Annotated in this window: 22 protein-coding genes; 12 read left to right on the top strand and 10 right to left on the bottom strand. The window is 65.3% G+C overall.

Translation table 11 applies throughout. From position 1 onward, the window contains the following. Nucleotides 1-19: 19 nt before the first annotated feature. The 4 genes from ELY13_RS00145 to ELY13_RS00160 form a co-directional block, all read right to left on the bottom strand. The gene (locus ELY13_RS00145; protein ID WP_126171866.1) at nucleotides 20-169 is read right to left on the bottom strand and encodes an aa3-type cytochrome c oxidase subunit IV; all 150 of its coding nucleotides are present in this window, start codon (nucleotides 167-169) and stop codon (nucleotides 20-22) included. Between the two features lie 69 nt (nucleotides 170-238). Then, on the bottom strand, nucleotides 239-1,348 hold the full coding sequence (gene folP / locus ELY13_RS00150) for a dihydropteroate synthase (RefSeq protein ID WP_126171867.1): 1,110 nt from the start codon (nucleotides 1,346-1,348) through the stop codon (nucleotides 239-241). A gap of 9 nt (nucleotides 1,349-1,357) precedes the next feature. Continuing rightward, entirely contained in the window at nucleotides 1,358-2,473 is a 1,116-nt protein-coding gene (locus ELY13_RS00155) for a site-specific DNA-methyltransferase (protein WP_420897408.1), read from the bottom strand. A gap of 160 nt (nucleotides 2,474-2,633) precedes the next feature. Next, complete coding sequence (locus ELY13_RS00160) at nucleotides 2,634-3,263, bottom strand: ribonuclease HII (RefSeq protein ID WP_126171869.1); 630 nt, start codon at nucleotides 3,261-3,263, stop codon at nucleotides 2,634-2,636. On the opposite strand from ELY13_RS00160, the gene ELY13_RS00165 reads away from it, so the two are divergent. The 5 genes from ELY13_RS00165 (at nucleotide 3,262) to ELY13_RS00185 (ending at nucleotide 7,568) form a co-directional block, all read left to right on the top strand. Continuing rightward, on the top strand, nucleotides 3,262-4,461 hold the full coding sequence (locus tag ELY13_RS00165; RefSeq protein ID WP_126171870.1) for a PQQ-dependent sugar dehydrogenase: 1,200 nt from the start codon (nucleotides 3,262-3,264) through the stop codon (nucleotides 4,459-4,461). The two genes, ELY13_RS00160 and ELY13_RS00165, sit on opposite strands and share 2 nt — an antisense overlap. A 52-nt stretch (nucleotides 4,462-4,513) precedes the next feature. Further along, entirely contained in the window at nucleotides 4,514-5,035 is a 522-nt protein-coding gene (locus ELY13_RS00170) for a GNAT family N-acetyltransferase (RefSeq protein ID WP_126171871.1), read from the top strand. A 7-nt stretch (nucleotides 5,036-5,042) separates the two neighbouring features. Further along, nucleotides 5,043-5,645: a CoA pyrophosphatase gene (locus ELY13_RS00175; protein WP_126171872.1), complete on the top strand. Its 603-nt coding sequence runs from the start codon at nucleotides 5,043-5,045 to the stop codon at nucleotides 5,643-5,645. After that, nucleotides 5,638-6,840, top strand: coding sequence for a CCA tRNA nucleotidyltransferase (locus ELY13_RS00180; RefSeq protein WP_126171873.1), 1,203 nt, complete (start codon nucleotides 5,638-5,640; stop codon nucleotides 6,838-6,840). Before ELY13_RS00175 ends, ELY13_RS00180 begins: the two co-directional genes overlap by 8 nt. A 191-nt stretch (nucleotides 6,841-7,031) precedes the next feature. Further along, nucleotides 7,032-7,568 (top strand): hypothetical protein, encoded by a 537-nt coding sequence (locus ELY13_RS00185; RefSeq protein WP_126171874.1) that lies wholly within the window; start codon nucleotides 7,032-7,034, stop codon nucleotides 7,566-7,568. Nucleotides 7,569-7,627: 59 nt separating this feature from the next. Here ELY13_RS00185 and parC read toward each other — a convergent pair whose 3' ends face one another. Then, nucleotides 7,628-9,913: a DNA topoisomerase IV subunit A gene (gene parC / locus ELY13_RS00190; RefSeq protein WP_126171875.1), complete on the bottom strand. Its 2,286-nt coding sequence runs from the start codon at nucleotides 9,911-9,913 to the stop codon at nucleotides 7,628-7,630. A 201-nt stretch (nucleotides 9,914-10,114) separates the two neighbouring features. On the opposite strand from parC, the gene ELY13_RS00195 reads away from it, so the two are divergent. After that, nucleotides 10,115-10,660 (top strand): type 1 glutamine amidotransferase domain-containing protein, encoded by a 546-nt coding sequence (locus ELY13_RS00195; protein ID WP_126171876.1) that lies wholly within the window; start codon nucleotides 10,115-10,117, stop codon nucleotides 10,658-10,660. Between the two features lie 61 nt (nucleotides 10,661-10,721). Here the strand turns inward: ELY13_RS00195 and ELY13_RS00200 are convergent, their stop codons facing one another. The 3 genes from ELY13_RS00200 to ELY13_RS00210 are packed head-to-tail and all read right to left on the bottom strand — an operon-like array spanning nucleotide 10,722 to nucleotide 13,154. Continuing rightward, nucleotides 10,722-11,051 (bottom strand): 2Fe-2S iron-sulfur cluster-binding protein, encoded by a 330-nt coding sequence (locus tag ELY13_RS00200; RefSeq protein ID WP_126171877.1) that lies wholly within the window; start codon nucleotides 11,049-11,051, stop codon nucleotides 10,722-10,724. Beyond that, nucleotides 11,047-12,141, bottom strand: a complete 1,095-nt coding sequence (locus tag ELY13_RS00205; protein ID WP_126171878.1) for a cysteine desulfurase family protein — start codon at nucleotides 12,139-12,141, stop codon at nucleotides 11,047-11,049. Before ELY13_RS00205 ends, ELY13_RS00200 begins: the two co-directional genes overlap by 5 nt. Next, nucleotides 12,138-13,154, bottom strand: a complete 1,017-nt coding sequence (locus ELY13_RS00210; RefSeq protein ID WP_420897412.1) for a cysteine desulfurase family protein — start codon at nucleotides 13,152-13,154, stop codon at nucleotides 12,138-12,140. Before ELY13_RS00210 ends, ELY13_RS00205 begins: the two co-directional genes overlap by 4 nt. A 168-nt stretch (nucleotides 13,155-13,322) precedes the next feature. On the opposite strand from ELY13_RS00210, the gene ELY13_RS00215 reads away from it, so the two are divergent. Further along, complete coding sequence (locus ELY13_RS00215; protein ID WP_126171880.1) at nucleotides 13,323-13,979, top strand: alpha/beta hydrolase; 657 nt, start codon at nucleotides 13,323-13,325, stop codon at nucleotides 13,977-13,979. Between the two features lie 77 nt (nucleotides 13,980-14,056). Here ELY13_RS00215 and ELY13_RS00220 read toward each other — a convergent pair whose 3' ends face one another. After that, entirely contained in the window at nucleotides 14,057-14,257 is a 201-nt protein-coding gene (locus tag ELY13_RS00220; protein ID WP_126171881.1) for a hypothetical protein, read from the bottom strand. A gap of 128 nt (nucleotides 14,258-14,385) precedes the next feature. On the opposite strand from ELY13_RS00220, the gene ELY13_RS00225 reads away from it, so the two are divergent. Then, the gene (locus tag ELY13_RS00225) at nucleotides 14,386-16,020 is read left to right on the top strand and encodes a L,D-transpeptidase family protein (protein WP_241233464.1); all 1,635 of its coding nucleotides are present in this window, start codon (nucleotides 14,386-14,388) and stop codon (nucleotides 16,018-16,020) included. Nucleotides 16,021-16,107: 87 nt separating this feature from the next. Continuing rightward, on the top strand, nucleotides 16,108-17,334 hold the full coding sequence (locus tag ELY13_RS00230) for an SGNH/GDSL hydrolase family protein (RefSeq protein WP_126171883.1): 1,227 nt from the start codon (nucleotides 16,108-16,110) through the stop codon (nucleotides 17,332-17,334). A 64-nt stretch (nucleotides 17,335-17,398) separates the two neighbouring features. Here ELY13_RS00230 and ELY13_RS00235 read toward each other — a convergent pair whose 3' ends face one another. Beyond that, nucleotides 17,399-18,994, bottom strand: coding sequence for a phosphoenolpyruvate carboxykinase (locus ELY13_RS00235; protein WP_241233465.1), 1,596 nt, complete (start codon nucleotides 18,992-18,994; stop codon nucleotides 17,399-17,401). A 243-nt stretch (nucleotides 18,995-19,237) separates the two neighbouring features. Between ELY13_RS00235 and ELY13_RS00240 the strand changes: the two genes are divergently transcribed. From ELY13_RS00240 to ELY13_RS00250, 3 genes are read left to right on the top strand one after another with little or no spacing between them, the layout of a single operon-like run. Continuing rightward, the gene (locus tag ELY13_RS00240) at nucleotides 19,238-19,984 is read left to right on the top strand and encodes a response regulator transcription factor (protein ID WP_126171885.1); all 747 of its coding nucleotides are present in this window, start codon (nucleotides 19,238-19,240) and stop codon (nucleotides 19,982-19,984) included. After that, nucleotides 19,977-21,533, top strand: a complete 1,557-nt coding sequence (locus ELY13_RS00245) for an ATP-binding protein (protein WP_126171886.1) — start codon at nucleotides 19,977-19,979, stop codon at nucleotides 21,531-21,533. The genes ELY13_RS00240 and ELY13_RS00245 overlap by 8 nt, the downstream gene beginning before the upstream one ends. Then, a complete protein-coding gene (locus ELY13_RS00250) occupies nucleotides 21,503-21,961 on the top strand; it encodes an HPr kinase/phosphorylase (protein WP_126171887.1) in 459 nt (152 codons plus the stop codon). Before ELY13_RS00245 ends, ELY13_RS00250 begins: the two co-directional genes overlap by 31 nt. Nucleotides 21,962-22,027: the final 66 nt, after the last annotated feature.

A 22,027-nucleotide genomic window follows, 5' to 3' on the forward strand; every position in this document is an offset into this window, starting at 1 on the left:
CGTCTCCCCCTTCTGCCCGTCAGGCGATGAGCAGGAGGACGATGAAGGCGATCACCGCAATGATCGGGACCGACCACTTCAGCCAGACAATGAAGCTGCTGTAGGTGCTTTCCGCCGCCTTCATATCGTTTGCGGGCGCCACCGGTTTATCGTGTTCGACAGTTTGCATGAACAATCTCTATCGCTCCAACGCCTGCCGCTCAAGTCCCCGCAGAGCGGTCGGGCAAGCTGTCCCCGACTAGTCGCTGTTTTCGGAAAATTCCGCAAGAGCCGCATCGCGCAAGCCTCGCCAGACATCGCGCGCCTGCACGGTTTCGAACACATCGTGCACCCGCACCAGCTGCACGCCTGCTCCGAATCCCGCCATAGCCAGCGCCAGCGAGCCACCGAGCCTGCGGTCCGCCGGGGCCTCGCCGGACAGCGCCGCGATAGTCCGCTTGCGACTTGCGCCAAGCAGCAACGGCTGGCCCAGTGCGTGGAACAGCGCCAGCGCGTTCATCAGCGCGAGATTATCCGCCAGTGACTTGCCGAACCCGATGCCCGGATCGAGGACGATCCGTTCCCGGGCAATACCCGCCTTCACCGCACGGTCCCGCGCTGCGCGCAAGGCGTCGAACACATCCAGCACGGGATCGCGATAACCGCCGCTCGCGTGGAGATCCTCGCCTTCGCCGGGCGCATGCATCAGCACGACCGGGGCATCGCACGAGGCTGCGAATTCCAGGCTGGCCGGGTCGCGCAAGGCGGATACGTCGTTGAGGATCGCCGCCCCCGCCGCAACTGCCGCGTTCATTACTGCCGCGCGCCGGGTATCCACGCTGACGATGGCACCCAGCTCCGCGCAGCGTTCGATCGCCGGGACGACGCGCGCTGCTTCCTCATCCTCCGGCACCGGCAAGGCGCCGGGCCGGGTGGATTCCCCGCCGATGTCGATGATCGCCGCGCCCGCCTGCATCATTGTTTCCGCGTGCGACTGCGCCGCATCGGAGGCCGTGAACCGGCCACCGTCGGAAAAACTGTCCGGCGTCAGGTTGAGGATACCCATCACCTGCGGCTGGTCGAGCGGCAGGCTGCGGCCGCCGGGCAGCTTCAGCGGTGGGTGAGCCAGGCGCAGGTTCGCCCATTGCTCCTCGGCTTCGGGGCCAAGCGCATCAGGCAGACGCGCCAGCGCCATGTCGATTGTGGCTGGGGTGACGAGGTCGCGCTGCACGATTTCGCCGTCCCGGCGCAGGATCACCGCGAACCGGTGGGCATAGACCCGCCCGCCAGCCAGCCGGACCGCATCGCCGTCCACGCTCTGCGGACTGGCGACACAGCCGATCGGACGGATGTAGAGCCGGTCCATCAGGCCTTCCGGTCAGTCCTCTATCCCAAGCAAGTACACCTGCCGCACGGCATCGAGCGGCTGGGGAGCGCCTTCGCGACTAAGGTGCCAGAAGGTCCACCCATTGCAGCTCGGCGCACCTTGCAGCGCCTTGCCCACGCCGTGAATCGATCCGGTTTCCCGCCCGCTCTGGATTGACCCATCAGCCCGCACGGTTGCGCTCCAGCGGCGCTGCTTGTCGAACAACTGCGTTCCGGGCGCGATCAGCCCCGCTTCGACCAGCGAACCGAACGCCACCCGCGGGGCGTCCTTGCGGCTCTGCATCGTGGTGATCGCGCTTTCGTCCAGCGGCAGGGTGTCCTCGATCCGCCGCAGCGCGCCGTCACGGTAGGCCGGCTCCCGTTCACACCCGATCCATTGGCGGCCGAGCCTTTTCGCCACTGCGCCGGTCGTGCCGGTGCCGAAGAAGGGATCGAGCACCACGTCCCCCGGCTCGGTAGTGGCCAGCAGGACGCGATACAGCAAGCCTTCGGGTTTCTGGGTCGGATGCAGCTTCTGTCCGCCGTCCTTCAGCCGTTCCTGCCCGCTGCAAATCGGGATCAGCCAGTCGGACCGCATCTGCAGTTCGTCGTTCAGCGTCTTCATGGCGCGGTAGTTGAAGTGGTACTTCGCCTTTTCCCCCATGCTCGCCCAGATCAGCGTTTCGTGCGCGTTGGTGAAGCGGGTGCCGCGAAAGTTCGGCATCGGGTTGGACTTGCGCCAGACGATATCGTTGAGGATCCAGAAACCGAGGTCCTGCAGCGTCGCGCCCACGCGAAAGATGTTGTGATAGCTGCCGATCACCCACAGCCCGCCGTCCGGCTTCAGCACGCGGCGCGCTTCGGCCAGCCACTCCCGCGTGAAGGTATCGTACGTGGCGAAGCTGTCGAACCGGTCCCAGTCGTCGGTCACCGCATCGACGTGGCTGCCGTCCGGCCGGTTGAGATCGCCGCCAAGCTGAAGGTTGTACGGCGGATCGGCGAAAATGAGGTCGATCGAGGACGCGGGCAGCGTGCGCATCGCCTCGATGCAGTCGCCGGGCAGGATCTGCCCGGTCGGCAGCGCGGCCTTGCTGATCGCCGGACGCGCGGGCGTCCGGAGCTTGGTCATCGTTTTACCCATGGTTATCCCCGTGCTTTTCCACAGGGTGAGTCCCCGCGGACTCCGCGTCAAGCAAAGAGTGCACGGGAAGCGCCTTAGCCGTTCAGTGTGACCGGGGAGACTCAGTTACACAGGGTCTTCCACCTTGCACCGCCAGCCTGCCAAAGATTCAAAGCAGCTGCGCCTGCGCGACCGGTGCAAAACTGCGGCGGTGGAGCGGAGACGGCCCGTGCCGCCGCAGGGCATCGAGGTGTTCGGGCGTGCCGTACCCGGCATTTCGGTGCCAGCCGTATTGCGGATGCTCCCGCGCGTATTCACGCATCATCCGGTCCCGGTATTCCTTCGCGATGATGGAGGCGGCGGAGATGCACGGCTCCCGTCCGTCCCCGCCTACGATCGGGCGCGCGGCCCAGCGCCATTCCGCGCAGCGCCCGTGCGGCGTGAGGTTGCCGTCGACCAGCACCTCATGCGGATCGCAGCCGAGCGCCCGGCACAAGTTGTCCACCGCCACGGTCATGGCCAGCATCGTTGCGCGGAAGATGTTGACCCGATCGATGTCCTCGGCCGAAATCACGCCGATCCCGTAGGCGCATCGGCGGCGTATCCGCTCATCCAGCAAGGCACGCCTGTTGGCGGTGAGCTTCTTGGAATCGTCCAGTCCCGACGGTCGCGGCTTGCACAACAGCACCGCAGCCGCAACAACGGGTCCAGCCAGTGGGCCGCGGCCGACTTCGTCGACACCGACGATCAGCCGATCGCCCGTGGCACCGAATTCAGGCGATGGGGTTCCAAAGAGCATGCGTACGCTGTTTCCATCTGCGGCGGTCCTGTTTCCGGCCGCGCTCATGTTTGCAAGTTGCGGGACCGCGTCGCCCGGCACCGACACGCCGAGCCCCGCGCCCGCATCGGGGGTGAACACCGTCGCGGGACAGCCGATTGAAGCGCCCGCCGGCGCCCCCTTCATGGTCTCTTCGCTGGGTGTTTTCAATGAGCCGTGGGCCCTCGCGACCGAGCCCGGAACCGGCCGCATCTTCATTACCGAGAAACCCGGGACGATGAGATTCGTCCAACCCGGCACCGGGGAGATCGGAACCGTCACCGGCCTGCCGGAAGTCGATTACGGCGGGCAAGGCGGCCTGGGCGACATCGCCTTCGCGCCCGATTACGCCGCCAGCCGCGGGGTCTATCTCAGCTGGGCGGAGCCGGGCGACGGCAACACGCGCGGTGCAGCCGTCGGGCGCGGCACGCTGAATTGCGACCAGCCGGGTACCTGCCGGATCGAAGGGCTGGAGGTAATCTGGCGCCAGACTCCCAAGGTTACGGGCAGCGGCCACTATTCGCACCGGCTGGAATTCTCACCAGACGGGCAGTTCCTGTTCGTCTCTTCGGGCGATCGGCAGAAGGGGGAGCCGGCGCAGGACGTGTCCAACACCCTTGGCACCATCGTCCGCCTGCTGCCGGACGGAACTCCCGCGCCGGGCAACCCGCTTGCCGACCGCGGCAGCCCGGCGGACCAGATCTGGTCCTACGGCCACCGCAACGTGCTGGGCTTGCAGTTCGATCAGGAAGGCCAGCTGTGGGATCTTGAACACGGTCCGCGCGGCGGGGATGAGATCAACCGGATCGTGCCGGGCAACAACTACGGCTGGCCGATCGTGTCCAACGGGGTCAACTATAACGGATCGCCGATTCCCGATCACGCGACACGGCCTGAATTTCACGCTCCGGCGATCGGCTGGACTCCGGTGATCGGGCCCGGCGATTTCCTGTTCTACAGCGGCAAGCTGTGGCCCGAGTGGCGGAACCAGGCCCTGATCGCCAGCTTGACCACGATGTCGCTGGTCCGGGTATCGCTGTCGGGTGACAACGGGACGGAGGAAGCGCGTTACGAGTTCGGCAACCGCCTGCGCGACGTGCTGGAGGCGCCGGACGGCTCCCTCTATGTGATCGAGGATGGAGACGGCGGGCGGCTGCTGCACCTCACTCCCGGAGAATAGCGGCGCAAAGATGTTGCCACACCGCCCGGCCTTGCCTACCGGCTCGGCGGCGATGAGCGACGCCCTTCCCAGCCTGATTCCGCTCGAAAATGTCGAGCCCGCGATGATCGAGGAGGCGCTGGACCGCGCCTTCGGCCCTGACCGGCACCAGCGTACCGCCTACCGGCTGCGCGAGGGAACGGACTGGCTGCCGGGCCTCAGCCTTGCGGCGATGGACGAAGAAGACTTGCTGGTCGCCACGATCCAGGTCTGGCCGGTGGCGCTGACCGATCCGGCGGGCCGCGCGCACCCGCTGCTGATGGTGGGGCCGCTCGCTGTTCTGCCGGAACGGCAGGGCGAAGGCTTCGGCAAGGCGCTGATGATCGCCAGCCTTTCCGCAATTGACCCCCGCGCGCCTCTGCCGCAAGTGCTGATCGGGGACGAATCCTATTACGGCCGCTGGGGCTTCTCCGCCGAACATACCGGCGGCTGGACGCTTCCCGGCCCGTGGGATCCGGCGCGACTGCTGGCGCGCAGCGACAATCCGGCGATCCTCCCCCGCCAAGGCATGCTTGGCCCGTGGCGAGGGCGCTGAGGTTTCCTTGAGCGCGCTGTTCGACCGACTTGCCCGCTTGTTCGACGAAGGCCACGGGATCGAATTGCCGGACTTGCGCAGCGATGCCGGCTTCGCCCCGCCGGAGCTACGCCCGGCCGCAGTGCTGATCCCGGTGACCGACCGGCGCGAACCCGGCGTGATCCTGACCCACCGGCCGGAGACGATGCGATCCCATCCCGGGCAAGTCGCGTTTCCCGGCGGAAAGCTCGATCCCGGGGAGGACGCCGTCGCTGCCGCCTTGCGCGAGGCGGACGAGGAACTTGGGATCCCGCCCGCCGCCGTGCGGGTCATCGGGGCGAGCGACCGCTTCGTCACCGCGACCGGCTATGACGTCACCCCGGTGCTCGGCCTCGTGCCGCAGGACCTGACGATCCGGCCCGATCCGCACGAAGTTGCCGGGTGGTTCGAGGCCCCGCTTCGCTTCGTCTTCGACCCCGTCAACCACGTGCAGAAGCAGGCATCCTGGCGCGGGAGCATTCGCCCCTACATCGAGATCGACTGGCAGGGGCACCGCATCTGGGGCGTGACTGCGGCGATCATCGCCAACCTTTCGCGCCGGATCGCCTGGCAGGATATCCTTGATGACTGAGCCGCTCTCGCCGCTGCCCCTTGCTTCGCTGGCGGATGCCGAATGGCCTGCGCGTGAGGATCTGGCGCGCCTTGCCGCCGCGCTCGGGCCCGGAAACGCCCGCTGGGTCGGCGGTGCGGTGCGCGACGCGCTGATCGGGAGCAACGCCAAGGATGTGGATTGCGCGACGCCGCTTCACCCGGACGAAGTGATCGCACGGCTGAAGGACGCGGGCATCCGCACCGTGCCGACCGGGATCGATCACGGGACAGTGACCGCCGTGCTCCCGCAAGGTCCGGTGGAAGTAACCACCCTCAGGCGTGACGTTTCGACCGACGGCCGGCGCGCGACGGTCGCCTTCGCCACCGACTGGCGAGAGGATGCCGCGCGGCGCGATTTCACCATCAACGCGCTGTACGCCGATCCGGTGACGCTTGAGGTGTTCGATTACTTCGGCGGACTGGATGACCTTGCGTGCCGCCGCGTGCGCTTCATCGGCGATGCCCACCAGCGTATCCGCGAAGATCATTTGCGCATCCTGCGCTACTACCGCTTCCAGGCGCGGCTCGGCGCCGATCTTGATCGGCAGGCGGAGGATGCCTGCTCAGAACTCGCGCCAATGCTGAAAGGCCTCAGCCGCGAACGCGTGGCGATGGAGCTGCTCGCCCTTCTCGGCTTGCCGGACCCCTGCGCCACGGCGGCGCGGATGGACACACGCGGCGTTCTGGCCGTCGTCCTGCCTGAAGTCGACTCACACGGGCTGACCGCTCTGAAAGCCGTGGTGCTGCAGGAACGGAAGCAGGGCACTGCCCCTTCCGCGATCCGCCGCCTGGCTGCGCTGTTACCGCCCGATCGCCGGATTGCGGAGCAAGTCGCCGCCCGCCTGCGCCTTTCAACCGCGCAGAAGAAGCGGCTGGTCAGCGCTGCTGAACGGCAGGAGCGGCCGGGAGATGCCCGCGCTCTTGCCTATGACATCGGCCGGGAGGCAGCCACCGACCGGCTGCTGCTGGCAGGGTCCGAGATCGCGCCGCTTCGCGATTGGGAGGTACCCGCCCTGCCGCTGAAGGGCGGCGAAATCGTGGCTCGCGGCATTAAGGCCGGGCCGGATGTCGCCCGGACGCTGCGTGCAGTCGAACAGCGCTGGATCGCGGAAGGCTTCCCGGGGCGGACCCGCGTAGAGGCAATGCTGGGCGAAATCCTGAAGGAAAACAGCTGAAAGGTCCCGCAACATACGCCGATTAGAACGCTTCACGGAGTCTGAGGCTCGGCTCGTCGTGAATGCGGTTGCGACTTGCGGTCACCCTGCAAAAGTCGTGTTCAACGGAGGAGGGTCTGACTGGGGCGGCGGCGCAAGCGTTGCCTTTTCGTGATGGACTCTTCCGCTCACTCGAAGGAGACCGGAAGGTAATGAAGTTTCTCGCAATTTCCGCCGCTGCGGCGCTGGCTGCAGTATCCGTGAACGCCCAGGCGCAAGACGCGGCGGCGGCTGTGCCCGCCGCGGCTGCAGCCGACGTGACGACGGGAGCGACGGTCTACGGTTCCGACGGCGCCGTGATCGGCACGGTCGAGAGCGTGATGGACAGCGGCGTGGTGGTGAACACCGGGGTCAATTCGATCCCGCTTCCCGCCAATGCTTTCGGAACGAGCGACCAGGGTCCGACGCTGAACATCACCAAGACCGAACTCGACGCGAAGTTCGAACAGCAGATGGCGGCGCAGAAGGCGCGGCTGGACGCGGCGCTTGTCGCCGGGGCTGAAGTGATGACCGCCGATGCCCAGCCGCTCGGCACCATCAAGATGATCGACGGCGAGAACATCGTCCTCGAACGCGCCAGTGGCCCGCTGACCCTGCCGAAGCAGTACTTCGCGGTTGACGCCAACGGCGCTCCGATGGTCCGCGCCAACCTGGCCCAGATCGAAGCGGCAGCGTCCGCCGGCGGCTGATCGATCCAGCATAACGAACCCAAAAGGGCCGGACGCTCCTTGCGCCCGGCCCTTTTTCTTTAGAACTTGTTGTCCTTGGGAAATCCGCGCGGCGGCAAGCGGCCGGATGCGCCGCGCGCAACCTTCCACTGCCACACGTCCGGCTCGATCCGGGTGCGCCCGGATTCGCCGCCCATCGCCCAGCTCAGCCCATCTTCAAGCTTCAGCGTGATCGCATCCGACAACCCGCCATCGCGGTAGCGCTGAAGCTGAGTGCCTTGTCCGCGAGTCATCACCGGAAGCTCTTCCAGACTGAAGATCAGCAACTTGCGGTTGTCGCCCACCACGGCCACGTGATCGTGACTTTCGGCGATCTCCCGCGCGACCACGAGCTTCACCCCCGGCTTGCAGTTGACCACCTGCCGTCCCTTGCGGGTTTCGCTGGTAAGTTCGTCGCTGATCGCCGCAAACCCCCGCCCGGCGCTGCTGGCGAGCAGCAGCTGCTTGCCCGGCCGATAAACCAGCAGCGCGACGATCTGCGCTTCTGCATCTATATCCAGCGTGTTGCGGATCGGCTCCCCGAACCCGCGAGAATTCGGCAGTTTGTCGGCCCCAAGGGTGTAGAACCGCCCATCGTCGCTCCCCAGCAGCAGCTTGTCCGTCGTCTGCGCATGGATCGCAAAGGCGGGCCCGTCGCCTTCCTTGAACTTGAAATCGCCATCCAGCGGCACGTGGCCCCGGGCTGCCTTGATCCAGCCGCGTTGGGACAGGATCACCGTCACCGGCTCCTTCTCGATCATCGCATCCAGGCTGAACTCCACCGCCGGCTGCGCTTCGGCAATGGTCGTGCGGCGGCGGCCGATGGGCGTGTCGAGCCCGTACTGCTTGCGAAGGCTCGTCAGGTCACGCTTCAGACGCGTGCGCTGGCGTGCGGGGGAGTCGAGCAGCTTTTCCAGCCCTTCCCGTTCGTTCAGCAGCTCGTCGCGTTCCTTGCGCAGCTCCATTTCCTCAAGCTTGCGCAGGGAACGCAGACGCATGTTGAGGATGGCCTCGGCCTGACGATCGGTCAGCTCGAATTCGGCAATCATCACCGGCTTCGGCTCATCCTCCGTGCGGATGATCTCGATCACCCGGTCAAGGTTGAGGTAGGCAATGATGTAGCCTTCGACCAGCTCAAGCCGCTGGTCGATCTTGTCCAGCCGGTGGCGGCTGCGGCGCTGAAGAATATCAATCTGGCTCAGCAGCCAGTGCTCCAGCAGTTCCTTCAGGCCCATCACCATCGGGGTGCGGGTGGCGTCGAGCACGTTGAGGTTGAGCCCGAACCGGCTTTCGAGGTCGGTCAGCTTGTAAAGGCTTTCCTTCAGCAGCTCGGGATCGACGTTGCGGTTCTTCGGCACCAGCACGATCCGCAGCTGTTCGTCGCTCTCGTCGCGCACGTCTTCCAGGATCGGCAGCTTCCGGTCGGCGATCGCGGCGGCGATCTGCTCGATCAGCTTGCCCTTCTGGACCATGTACGGGATTTCGGAGACGACGAGCTGGTACTGCCCGCTGCCCAGCCGCTCAATCCCAGCGTCGCGGTCCTTTTCCGACTTTGCTTCGGCCGCGAAGAAGCGTCCGCGCACGCGAAACGATCCGCGCCCGGTTTCATAGGCTTTCGCGATCGATTCCGGAGAGTCGACTACCAGGCCGCCGGTGGCGAAGTCCGGCCCGTGGAACAGCTCCATCAACCGTTCGTGGCTGGCTTCGGGGTTGTCGATCAGTTCCAGCGCGGCGTCGATCACCTCGGCCGCGTTGTGGCTCGGGATGCTGGTCGCCATGCCGACCGCGATCCCGCTCGCCCCGTTGGCCAGCAGGTTCGGGAACAAGCCGGGGAAGATTTCCGGCTCCTGCTCCTCGCCGTTGTAGGTCGGGAGGAAATCGACTGTCCCTTCGTCAAGACCCTCCATCAGGATCAGGGCAGTCCGCGTCAGGCGGCATTCGGTGTAGCGGTACGCAGCGGCGTTATCGCCGTCGATGTTGCCGAAGTTGCCCTGACCTTCCACCAGCGGATACCGCAGGGTGAAATCCTGCGCGAGGCGAACCATCGCGTCGTACACCGCAACGTCGCCGTGCGGGTGATACTTGCCGATCACGTCGCCGACGACGCGGGCCGATTTCTTGAATGCGGATGCCGGGTCCAGCCGCAACTGCCGCATCGCCCAAAGCAGGCGGCGATGAACCGGCTTCAGCCCGTCACGCAAGTCCGGCAAGGACCGCGCGGTGATCGTGGACAGCGCGTAAATCAGGTATCGTTCGGACAACGCACTGTCGAACGGCGCGTCCGCAATCGCGTCAAACGAATCCTTATCGTCCAGAGTGATTGCCATTCATTCCCATCCAGTTGGCCCCTCCGGTTACCCGGCGAAGCGGTGCCCGGCCGACCCCCCGGCCAGCGCCCGATTGCACGAAAACCCGGCAGCGCGCGCCCTGCCCTACCATTGCCACGGCCCACGGAACAGGGCGGAACGCGTCATATTCCCGTTTCGTTCTAGATTCAAACGCAACCCCCGAATATCAAGGAGTAACCCATGGCAAAACGCGTAATGATCCTCGCCACCGACGGCTTTGAGCAATCCGAACTGACCGGCCCGAAAGAGCGGCTGGAGAAAGCCGGATTCGAGACGGTGATCGTCAGCCCCCAGGACGGCGAGATCAAGGGCTGGCAGCACGATCACTGGGGCGACACGGTGAAGGTCGACAAGACGGTCGACCAAGTGAGCGCCGCGGATTTCGATGCCCTGGTCCTGCCCGGCGGACAAATGAATCCCGACAAGCTGCGGATGGACGAGAATGCGGTCGGGATCGTCAAGGACTTCGCCAATGCCGGCAAGACGGTCGCCGCAATTTGCCACGGGCCGTGGCTGCTGATCGAAGCCGGGGTTGCCAAGGGCAAGACCCTGACTGGCTGGCCTTCGATCCGCACCGACCTCAAGAACGCCGGGGCGAACGTGGTGGATCAGGAAGTAGCGGTCGACAGCCAGTTCATCACCAGCCGCAAGCCGGATGACATTCCCGCATTCTCCGACGCCATCATCCGGTCGCTGCAGGACGCGAAAGTGTCCGAACCGGCGTAACTTCTTCTCTGTCGGGAGCCCTCTAACCAGGGGCTCCCGAAACCTTATTCAGCACAACCCTCTAAAACGCCTGCGCATCGTGGCTTGCGCCGGGAATCCGCACCTCGATCCCGTCCAGTGTTTCGCTGACGGCAATCTGGCAGGACAAGCGGCTGGTCCGCGCAACCTCGGCGGCGAGGTCGAGCATGTCTTCCTCTTCCTCGCTCGCTTCGGGCAGGAGGGGAAACCATTCGGGAGCCACAATCACGTGGCAGGTAGAACAGGCCATCTGTCCTTCGCACGTGCCTTCCAGCGGCATCCCGGCTGCTTGGGCAATCTCGAGCAGGTTGGCGCCGGGCTCCGCCTCGGCTTCGACCCTCTGGCCGTCGCGGGTGATGAAAGTGACTTTAATTGGTCCATCCTTGCTGCATTGCAGCAGAGTTAATCAATTGGGCCGCTTCTTCAAGCTCCTCTTGCCGGGTGTAGCGCCCGAAGCCCAACCGTATCGATCCGCGCGCCTGTTCCGGGCTCAGTCCGATCGCGCCGAGGACGCGGCTGGGCTTGCCCGACTCGCTGGCGCAAGCCGAGCCGGCTGAAAAACACACCTGGCGCACGTCGGACATCAGCCGCGCGACGTCCAGCCCCTCACGCCGGAGATTCAGGTTGCCATGCCAGCGCCGCCGCTTGCTGCCGTTGATCTGCCAGTCGGAGAAAAGCTCCCGGGCGCAGTTCCACAGCTTTTCCACGTGGGCGGCGTCCTCCTCCATCCGTTCCAGCGCCAGCTGGGCCGCAGCGCCCATCCCGGCGCACAGGGCCGGGCTGACGGTCCCGGAGCGCAAGCCCCCTTCCTGGCCGCCCCCGGTGACGATCGGCTGAAGCTCCAGTCCGTCGCGGACCCACAGCGCGCCGATCCCCTTGGGGCCGTGGAACTTGTGGGCCGAGATTGCGATCATGTCCGCCGGAGCGATCGGCATCTTGCCAGCCGCCTGCACCGCATCGCACACGAACAGCGCGCCTTGCGCCCTTGTTCGGCCGTAAAGCTCGGCAACCGGCTGGATCGTGCCGACCTCGTTGTTCACCTGCATCACCGAGACCACGCCCACGCCTGCCGGAAACGCAACCTGCGGATTCACCAGTCCGTCGCCGTCCACCGGCAGGACGTGAGCCCCGCCGGAAAGCGCTTCGGCTGTGTTGAATACGGCCGAATGCTCGATCGCGGACACGGCGACCGGCCGCCCCGCCCGTGCCGGTTCGCTGCCCCGCAACGCGAGGTTGATCGCCTCGGTGGCGCCGGAGGTGAAGGTCACGTGTCCTCCAGCCGGAAACATGGCGGCGACCCGCTCCCGCGCCAGCTCCACCGCCGCATCGGCCTGCCGTCCCAGCCGGTGCGGCGAGTGCGGATTGCCGAACCCGGTTCCACCCGGCCCATCGAGCCAGCGCAGCATCTCCTCCCGCGCTTCGGGGGCGAGCGGGGTGGTCGCCTGGTAATCGAGGTAGATCATGCAGCTTGATCCTGCGCCTTGCGCGCCATGGCCAGCCAGGCCTCGCAAAAGCGTTCGACGTCCGCCCGCGTGGTGGTCCAGCCGAAGCTGACCCGGATCGTGCGGGAGGCGGTGTCCGGCTCCACGTTCATCGCTTCAAGCACATGGCTTGTCCGGAGGCTGCCGGAGGAGCAGGCACTGCCCTGGCTGACGGCATGGCCCGCCATGTCAAAGCGCATCAGCTGCGCCGCGCCGGACAAGTGCGGCATGGCGATGGCGCGGATGAAGGGCGTGGGATCGGCCAGCCTATCGGACAGCCACTCTCCGCCCATGGCACGCACCTCGCCCACAAAAGCTTCGAGCGGCTCCAGCACGGAAGGGTCGAGATACGGATCGTCGCAGGCTTCCAGCGCTGCCGCGAACCCCAGCGCGCCGGGCAGGCTCTCCGTGCCCCGGCGGTAGCCCCGCTCCTGCCCGCCGGTGGGCGCAAGCATCGCGTAGTCCCTTACCAGCAGGGCTCCAATCCCGACCGGCCCGCCAAGCTTGTGCGCCGAGATGATCGCCATATCGGCTTCCCCAGGCAGCGGAAGCTTGCCCGCTCCTTGCGAAGCGTCGCACACCAGCAGGCCGCCCACGCCGCGAACCAGCTCGGCAATGGCGGGGACGTCCTGCCGGTTTCCGGTTTCCGAGTTGACCGTCTGGACCGCGACCAGAGGCTTCTGCGCGTCCGCAAGCGCTTGTTCCGCCGCCGACACATCGACCGCTCCGTCCCCGCGCACGGGCAGGATGCGTGCAGTTGGTGCGGCTCTCAGTACCGCTTCGTGCTCAACCGCGCTGACCAGCCGCCCTTCGCCTCGGCTCTGACCCAGCGCGATAGCGGCAGCTTCGCTGGCGCCGCTGGTGAAGATCACCTCGCCGTCCCAGTCGAGGGCCGCCTTCACGCGCGCTCGCGCATCCTCAAACGCATGGCGGGCGGCGCGGCCTTCGGCATGAGGACTGGACGGATTGGCCCAAAGCGCGAATCCCCGCGCCATTGCTTCGGCAGCCTCGGGCCGCAGCGGCGTGGTCGCGGCGTGATCAAGATAAATGCGCAAATGCAGGTGCCAGACGTGAAAGAATTGCGAAAAGCCAGCGTGCGCCTATATAGCGCGATACTTTCGGGCGCCACCGGTGCCTGCATACCTGCATTCGAGAGCAAGCCCATGCCCGCTGTTATCTTTCCCGGCCCCGAAGGCCGACTTGAAGGTCGTTTTGCCCCGGCAATTCGCCCCCGCGCCCCCGTGGCGATGATCCTCCACCCGCACTCCCAAGGCGGCGGCACGATGAATGATCGCATCGTGCAGCGTCTTTACAAGACCTTCTCGGACCGCGGTTTCGCCACCTTGCGGTTCAACTTCCGCGGCGTCGGCCGCAGCCAGGGCAGCTTCGACAACGGAGTTGGCGAATTGTCGGACGCCGCCGCCGCGCTGGACTGGGTGCAGTCGATCCATTCCGAAGCGCAGACCACCTGGATCGCAGGCGTCAGCTTCGGCGCCCTGATCGGGATGCAGCTGCTGATGCGTCGTCCGGAGATCCGTGGGTTCATCTCGATCTGCCCGCCGGCGAACATGTACGATTTTTCGTTCCTTGCCCCCTGCCCCGCGTCCGGCATCATCATCCAGGGTCAGGCCGATACGGTCGTCCAGCCACAGGCGGTGCAGAAGCTGGTCGACAAGCTGCGCACCCAGAAGCACATCACGATCGACCACAAGGAAATCCCGAAGGCCAATCACTTCTTCGAGAACGAAACCCATGAACTGATGCAGGCGGTCGACGGCTACCTCGACTACCGCCTCTCCCCCGAATGCCCGATCAAGTGACTTTCGCGCGATGAAAAGAGGCCCGGGTGCGCGACGATCGCGCCCGGGCCTTCGGTCATTGCCCGCTTTCGGCTACTCTACTGCTGCAGTTCCTGCCCTATCGGCGCCAGGCCGGATGAATTGGGCACCGTCCACAGCGCAACGTTGATCAGCATCACCATCGCCAGCAGGATCATCAGCCAGACCTGCCGGTTCACGCCTTGCTTCCGCCACAGCCAGATCGCCCCGGCGATCAGCGCGAGGGAGGTGAGCATGAGCAGCGAAAGCACGACGTCCATGCCCGCCGCCTTACCTTGTAGGCGAGCGGCTGGCAAAGGCCGTCCCTGAAAGGCAGAAGGGCACGCGCCGATCCGTACTGAAGCCGTTTCCAAGGAACGGAGTGAAGCTGTGAGCATTGGGTCTGATCATGACCCAACCATTTGCAATTCCAGAGGAAATGCGCGCTCGCGGCCTTGGCCTGACGCCCTCTACGATCCTCAAGCGGACGGCTTGCGCTGCCGCCCTTCCCTTGCTGCTGCTTGCGGCGTGCGACAGCCCGACGGACGATGCCACGGCAGCGACGCGGCAGAACTCCTCGGCAATTGCGCCGCGCGCTGGAGTCAGCACCTCTATCGAGCAGGTGCCGCAGGCTGATCTCAAGTCGGCGGTCGGCAGTTCCTCCGCCCAAAGCTTCTATGAACAGGCGGGATGGAGTGCCGTGTGGTCGGGCGAGGCAGAGCAGGAACTGAGGCAGGCCCTTTCTGACCGCGCGCGACACGGCCTCGATCAAGTCGCATTCCTCGATGTGCAGGGCAACTCGCCCGCCGAACGCGAAGCCGCGCTGACCAACGCCGCGCTGGCCTATGCTGCTGCCTTGGGACGCGGGCTGGTCGATCCCGCCGACCTGCACGACATCTACTCCGTTCCGCGTCCTGACTCCAACGTGGCTTCCGGTTTGTCCAGTGCCTTGCAGAACGGGCGCGTGGGCCAGTGGCTCGCCAGCCTCGCCCCGCAGGACCGGGAGTACAAGGCGCTGTCCGACGCTTATCTGCGGATGCAACAGGTAGCCGACAGTGAGCGCAACATCACCGTTCCAGGCGGGGACCTGATCCGCCAGGGCGATACCGATTCTCGTCTGCCGCAGATCGCCCGGGTGCTGGCGCGCGACGGATATCTCAATCGGGCCGGTTATTCTGCGCAAGACGGATCGGGTGCGTACGACAGCCGGGTAGAGCAGGCGATTCGCAAGCTCCAGGAAGACCGCGGCATCCATGTCGATGGCGTGATCGGGCCCGAAACGGTCCAAGCGCTGAACACCGGGGCAGACGACCGCGCCCGCGCCGCCGCCGTCGCGCTGGAACGGCGCCGCTGGCTCGAACGCAACGCGCCATCGACCCGGATTGACGTGAACACGGCGGCGGCGAAGCTGGAGTATGTCCGCGACGGACAGCTTGCCGATCGCCGCGATGTGATCGTCGGCCAACCCGGCTGGGAAACTCCGCAACTGGGCACCAGCTTCTATCGTCTGGTGGCGAATCCCAACTGGACCGTGCCCAAGTCGATCGAGCGGGATGAGGGACTGGCCAACAAGAGCGCCAGCTATCTGCGCAGCAAGAACATGGTCAGGCGGGACGGCTGGGTGGTTCAGCTCCCCGGGCCCGACAACGCCTTGGGAATGGTGAAGTTCGATCTCGATAACGACCATGCGATCTATCTGCACGATACCGCGGCAAAATCGCTGTTCAGCGAGGACGTACGGCAGCTCAGCCACGGGTGTATCCGGGTGGAGAATGCCCTCGAATTCGCTTCGATGATTGCGCGGGACACGGGCATCACCGGCAAGTGGCAGGACGCCCGCCAGGAAGGGGGCGAGACATACCTCCGGCTGCCGGACCCGATACCGGTGCGCCTAATGTACCATCCGACCCACCTCGATGCTTCCGGAGAGATCCGCTTCGTGCAGGATATCTACGACTGGAACGGTCCGGTAGCCGAAAAGCTCGGCTTCGGCCGCGGCACCGCCGACCGCCGTATTGCCAAGGTGGAGGACATCGGCCCGTAAAAGTGGCAGCCGGCTTGATCTGACCGCAACCCTCCCGCACTCTGTGCCGCACAAGGCTGGGCCGAAGCCCGCCAGCGGGAGGGAAAGATGAAACACGGCAAACTGGCGCTGCTGGCGCTGTCCATCGGTTTGGGCCTTGCCCCGGGTGCGGCGCACGCGGAATGGATTACCAGTTGGGCGGCATCCCCGGTTCCGCCTACTCCCGCGATGGGGCCGATGGCGGCAACCCCCAGCTTCGAAAACCAGACCCTGCGCCAGATCCTGCGTGTATCCGCCGGGGGTGAAGCCGTGCGCGTGCGACTGACGAACGCCTATGGCGAGAACCCGCTGCAGATCGGTGCGGCGCGAGTCGCGTTGCTGGGCGCGGACGGGCAGGAAATCCCCGGAACCAGCCGGGTGCTGACGTTCGGCGGGAATGCCAGCGCAACGATCCCATCGGGTGCGCCGTTGCTGAGCGACGCGGTGAACCTCGCCGTGCCGGCGCTGGCGAAGATGGCTGTCACACTCTACCTTCCGGGAGAGACCGGCCCCTGCACTTGCCATGCCGTCGGCCTTGAGCCGCTGGAGATCTCGGCGCCGGGTGATTTCTCCGCCGCGCCCTTCCCACCGCAAAGCACAGCGTCGATGCGCGCCTTCCTGGCCGGGATCGAGGTGGATGCACCAACCGGATCAGCCACGCTGGCTACTTTCGGCGATTCCATCACCGATGGCGTGGGCTCCACGCCCGAAGCCGACCGCCGCTGGCCCGATGTCCTTGCTGAGCGGCTGAACGCGCGCGGCGGGCGCGTGTGGGGCGTGGCCAATCAGGGTATCAGCGGAAACCGGGTGCTGCACGACGGGATGGGTGAGAGCGCCCTCGCCCGGTTCGACCGGGACGTACTTTCTCTGCCCGGTATCCGCACGGTTATTGTATTCGAAGGTGTGAACGACCTGGGAATGGCCTTTGGGCAGCGGCCCGGCCTGTTCGCCGCCTTGCCCGGAGGCACCGTTACCGCCGATGACGTAATCGATGGCTATCGCCAGCTGATCGCCCGGGCCCATGGTCGCGGGGTCAAGGTCATCGGTGCGACCATCGCGCCTTACAAGGGGGCAAGCTACTGGTCGCCCGAAGGCGAAGCGGCCCGCACGGCGATCAACGAGTGGATCCTCCATGGCGGAGAATTCGACGGAGTGCTGGATTTCGCCACCGCGCTTGCAGATCCGGCCGATCCGGCACGAATGGCGGACGCGTTCCACATCGGAGATCATCTGCATGGAAACGACGCCGGCTATGGGGCGCTAGCGGAATCGATCGACTTGTCTCTGTTCGACTAGAACACAGGTTGATCAGGAAGGAGCGGCCAGGCGGTCCCTGCACGGAACCGCCTGGCCTCGTTCCTTAGGCAGCTTGCGGAGCGGCTTCCATCACGCTCTTGTCGACGTGCGCTTCGAACTGCGCGAAGTTGTCGACAAACAGCTGGACCAGCTTCTGCGCGGCCCGGTCGTACTCATCCTTGTCCGTCCAGGTCGAACGCGGATCGAGAATGCTGTCCTCAACGCCATCGACGTGCACCGGCACCTCAAATCCGAAGTTCGGATCCTTGCGGAATTCGGCGTCGTTCAGCGATCCATCCAGCGCAGCGTTCAGCAGGCTGCGAGTTGCCTTGATCGGCATCCGCTTGCCCACGCCGTACTTGCCGCCGGTCCACCCGGTGTTGAGCAGCCAGCACTGGACGCCGCCCTTGGCGATCCGTTCCTTCAGCAGGTTGCCGTAGACCGACGGGTGACGTGGCATGAACGGCGCGCCGAAGCAGGTGGAAAAGGTCGCTTCCGGCTCGGTCACGCCGATTTCGGTACCAGCGACCTTGGCGGTGTATCCCGAAAGGAAGTGGTACATCGCCTGCTCCGGCGTCAGCCGCGCGATCGGAGGCAGCACGCCGAAGGCATCGGCCGTGAGCATGATGACGTTGGACGGTACCGGTCCGAGATTGTGTTCCGACGTGTTCGGAATGAACTCGAGCGGGTAAGCCCCGCGCGAATTTTCGGCCAGCGACGCGTCGTCGAAATCCAGCTCCCGCGTGTCCGGATCCATCACCACGTTTTCCAGCACGGTGCCGAACCGCTTGGTCGTGGCATAGATTTCCGGCTCAGCCTCGGCCGAAAGACGGATCATCTTGGCGTAGCAGCCGCCTTCGAAGTTGAACACGGCGGTGTCCGACCAGCCATGTTCATCGTCGCCGATCAGCGTACGGTTGGCATCGGCGGACAAGGTCGTCTTGCCGGTGCCGGACAAGCCGAAGAACACCGCGGTCTTGCCGTCGGGGCCGACGTTGGCGGAACAGTGCATCGGCATCACGCCCTGCGGGGGCAGCAGGTAGTTGAGGATGCCGAAAACGCTCTTCTTCATTTCGCCGGCATACTTCGTGCCGCCAATCAGGATCAGCTTTTCACTGAAGTTGACCGCGATCACGGTTTCGCTGCGGCAGCCGTGCCGTTCCGGATCGGCGCGGAAGCTGGGCAGGTCGATGATCGTGTACTCGGGTGCAAAGGCTTCCAGTTCATTCCGCGTCGGGCGGACCAGCAGGGTGCGGATGAACAGGTTGTGCCAGGCAAGTTCGTTGATCACGCGCACGTTGACGCGGTGTTCGGGCTGGGAGCCGCCGAACAGATCGGCGACATAGAGCCGTTCCTTCCCGCCGAGCGCTTCGAGGAAGTCCTGCTTGAGATTGGCGAAATGCTCCGTGCTCATCGGCACGTTGACCTTGCCCCAGGCTACCGTGTCCTCGGTCTGCTCATCGCGCACGATGAACTTGTCCTTGGCCGAACGCCCGGTGTGCCGGCCGGTCTGGACCACCAGCGGTCCATCCTTCGCGAGCTGCCCCTCATCGTTGGCAACGGCATGCTCAACCAGCGCCGCCTGGCCCAGATTGGCGTGAATGACAGCACTGGTCTTAATGCCTTGCTTGTCGAGCGGAAAGGAAAGCGAAGTCGTCACAAAGTTCTCCCTAGAGCCTTGGCAGGCTGCTGCAGTTTTGGCGGGAACGTAGGCTTTGCGCATAGTCCGCACTGGCCCGTCCGTCAATTTCCACCGCTATGGATCAAAATCCGCCGTTCGGAAACGTCATTTCTTCTTTTTTAGCCAGTATTTTACCGCGGCGATGCTGCCGGGATGCGTCCATTGCCGCCGAATGGTGAAAGGGATACCGCACGTGCCTAACCAAAGATAGAAACGCTCCTCATGGATTCGCCCCAGCAAACATCCGATACTTTCAACGCGCCGGTTACGATCGCGCTCGTCGACGACGATCGGAACATCCTCACTACGCTTTCCATCGCGCTGCAGGCCGAAGGCTTTGCGACGCGGGTCTATGCCGATGGCGGAGCCGCGCTGAAGGGCTTGCAGGACAATCCACCCGATCTCGCGGTGTTCGACATCAAGATGCCCCAGATGGACGGGATGGAATTGCTGCGGCAGTTGCGGCAGTCCTCCGATCTGCCGGTGATCTTCCTCACCAGCAAGGACGAGGAAGAGGACGAGGAAGCCGGCCTGGCGATGGGAGCGGACGATTACATCGCCAAACCGTTCAGCCAGCGCCTGCTACTCGCGCGCATTCGGGCAATCCTGCGCCGCGCCGCTCCAACGGACGACCCGCAGCCGGAGGAAGCCGGAGATGTCCAGCCGGAACAGCTTCAGCGCGGAGGGCTGAAGATGGACCCCACCCGTCATCAGGTGACATGGAACGGAAAGGCGGTGTCCCTTACCGTGACCGAGTTCCTGATCCTGGAGGCGCTGGCCCAGCGGCCGGGGGTGATCAAAAGCCGGAACCAGTTGATGGACGCGGCCTATCCCGACGATACCTTTGTCGATGATCGGACGGTCGACAGCCATATCAAGCGGCTGCGGCGCAAGTTTCGCGTAATCGATCCGGAGTTTTCCGCGATAGAGACCCTGTACGGCGCCGGCTACAGCTTCTCCGATGGTTGAGGCAGCGGCTTGGCCGCGCTGGCTCAGGCAGGACCCCAAGCCGCCTCGGGCCTCACTCACCACCCGCATTCTTGCGGTCAACCTGATCCCGCTGGCTTTGCTTGGCGGCAGCTTGTTCTTTCTGGACACTTATCGTCGCCAGTTGCTCCACGAACGCTTCAAGATGGCGCGGATCGAAGCGCAGATCACCGCCGAAGCACTCGCCGGGGCGAGCCGGTCCCGCCAGGAAGCCCTGCTGGTTCAGATCGGCAAGGAGCAGCGCATGCGTCTGCGGATGTACGATGCCGAAGGACGCCTGTGGGCAGACAACTTCGCGCTGGCAAGGCCATCGTACACCCTGGTCGATCCGGGAACCGAACCTTTCCGCCACAAGCTTGCCCGAACGCTGGACCGGGTCGTGGACTTCACGGTCGGCGCGCCGCCGCTTCCCCTATACCGCGACCTGGACTCCCAGCGTGCCGAATACTGGCCCGAACTGACTCGCGCCCGAAGGCAGGGGCTGACGCAGATCACCTTGCGGTATGCCCCCGACCGGACGCCCGTCATCACCGCCGCTGCTCCGGTGGGGGTGAAGGGCTCCAGTCTCCTGACCACCCGCAATGCGCGCGACATTACGCTGGCGGTGCGCTCCGCCCGGCAAACGCTATTCACCATCTTCGCCTTCTCCCTGGCGGTTTCGATCGTGCTCTCGCTGTATCTGGCGCGCACCATCATCGAGCCGCTGCGCAAGCTGGTGCGGGCAACGGTACGCGTACGGCTGGGCCGGGACCGCGAGGTGGAAGTCCCGCGGATGAACGACCGGGGAGATGAAATCGGCGTGCTCGCCCGCGCGGTGTCCGACATGACCAGCGCCTTGCGTGTCCGGATCGACGCGGTGGAAAGCTTCGCCGCCGACGTTGCGCACGAAATCAAGAATCCGCTGGCATCCCTGCGCAGCGCGGTGGAGACGCTTACTCGTGTGAACGATCCTCACCTGCGCGACCAGCTAATCGAAGTCGCCGCTCATGACGTTCGGCGGATCGACCGTCTGGTGAGCGAAATATCCGAAGCCAGCCGGATCGACGCGGAGCTTTCCCGGGCGAAGTTCGAGCCGGTCGATATGGCGGCGCTCGCTGAAAACGTGATCCAGGCACGCGAAGGCCGCGGTCAGAACCTTGACCGGCGGGTCATGCTTCGTTGCGGGGAGGGAAAGTTCATCGTCGCCGGGGTGCCGCTGCGGCTTGAGCGGGTGATCGACAACCTGCTCGACAACGCCGTTTCGTTTTCGCCGCCGGGCGGGGTAATCCAACTGGCCCTTGAGCAAAGAGGCAAGAGCATCAGGTTGACGGCCTGCGACGAAGGCCCGGGAATTCCCCAAAAAGAGCGGGAGAAGGTGTTTACCCGCTTCCATTCGGTCCGCCCGGAGACGGAAAGCTTCGGCAACCATAGCGGGCTTGGCCTCGCCATCGGCCGGTCTATCGCGGAAGCGCACGACGGTTCGCTCATTGCGCAGGACCGGCCGGACGGCCGGTCCGGTGCATGCCTGGCGCTGGAATTGCCCGCGGCGTGAGCGGGGTAATCCACCAGGCTACCGCGGTCGCAATCGGCGGGCGGGCGCTGCTGATCGAGGGCGCGCCCGGCAGCGGCAAGTCCGCTCTCGCGCTGGCGCTGATTGATCGCGGAGCCACGCTGATCGGCGATGACGGAGTAACCCTTGCTCACAAATCCGGCCAGCTTTGGGCCTTTCCGCCGCCGAACATTTCCGGAAAGCTGGAAATTCGCAACGTCGGGCTGATCGATTTGCCCACGACGGAGGCACCCGTGGCGCTGGTGCTGCGCCTCGATCCTTGCGCTCCCCGCCATGTCGAGACCGCGGACGCAATCGCGCTGTGCGGTGCTTGCGTGCCAATGCTCCGCCTGTACCCGGATGCGGGCGCCTTGCCGTTGCGGGCCGAGTGGGCCTTGCGCCTGCATTGCCCACCCGACATCCCGGACTGAAGGTAAAGCCTGAGGAGAATCAGCCCCAACGCCTTCACATTTTCGTCCCGCAGGCGCAAAGAGCCC

This window comes from Altericroceibacterium xinjiangense, from assembly GCF_003958635.1.
Lineage (GTDB): Bacteria > Pseudomonadota > Alphaproteobacteria > Sphingomonadales > Sphingomonadaceae > Altericroceibacterium_A > Altericroceibacterium_A xinjiangense.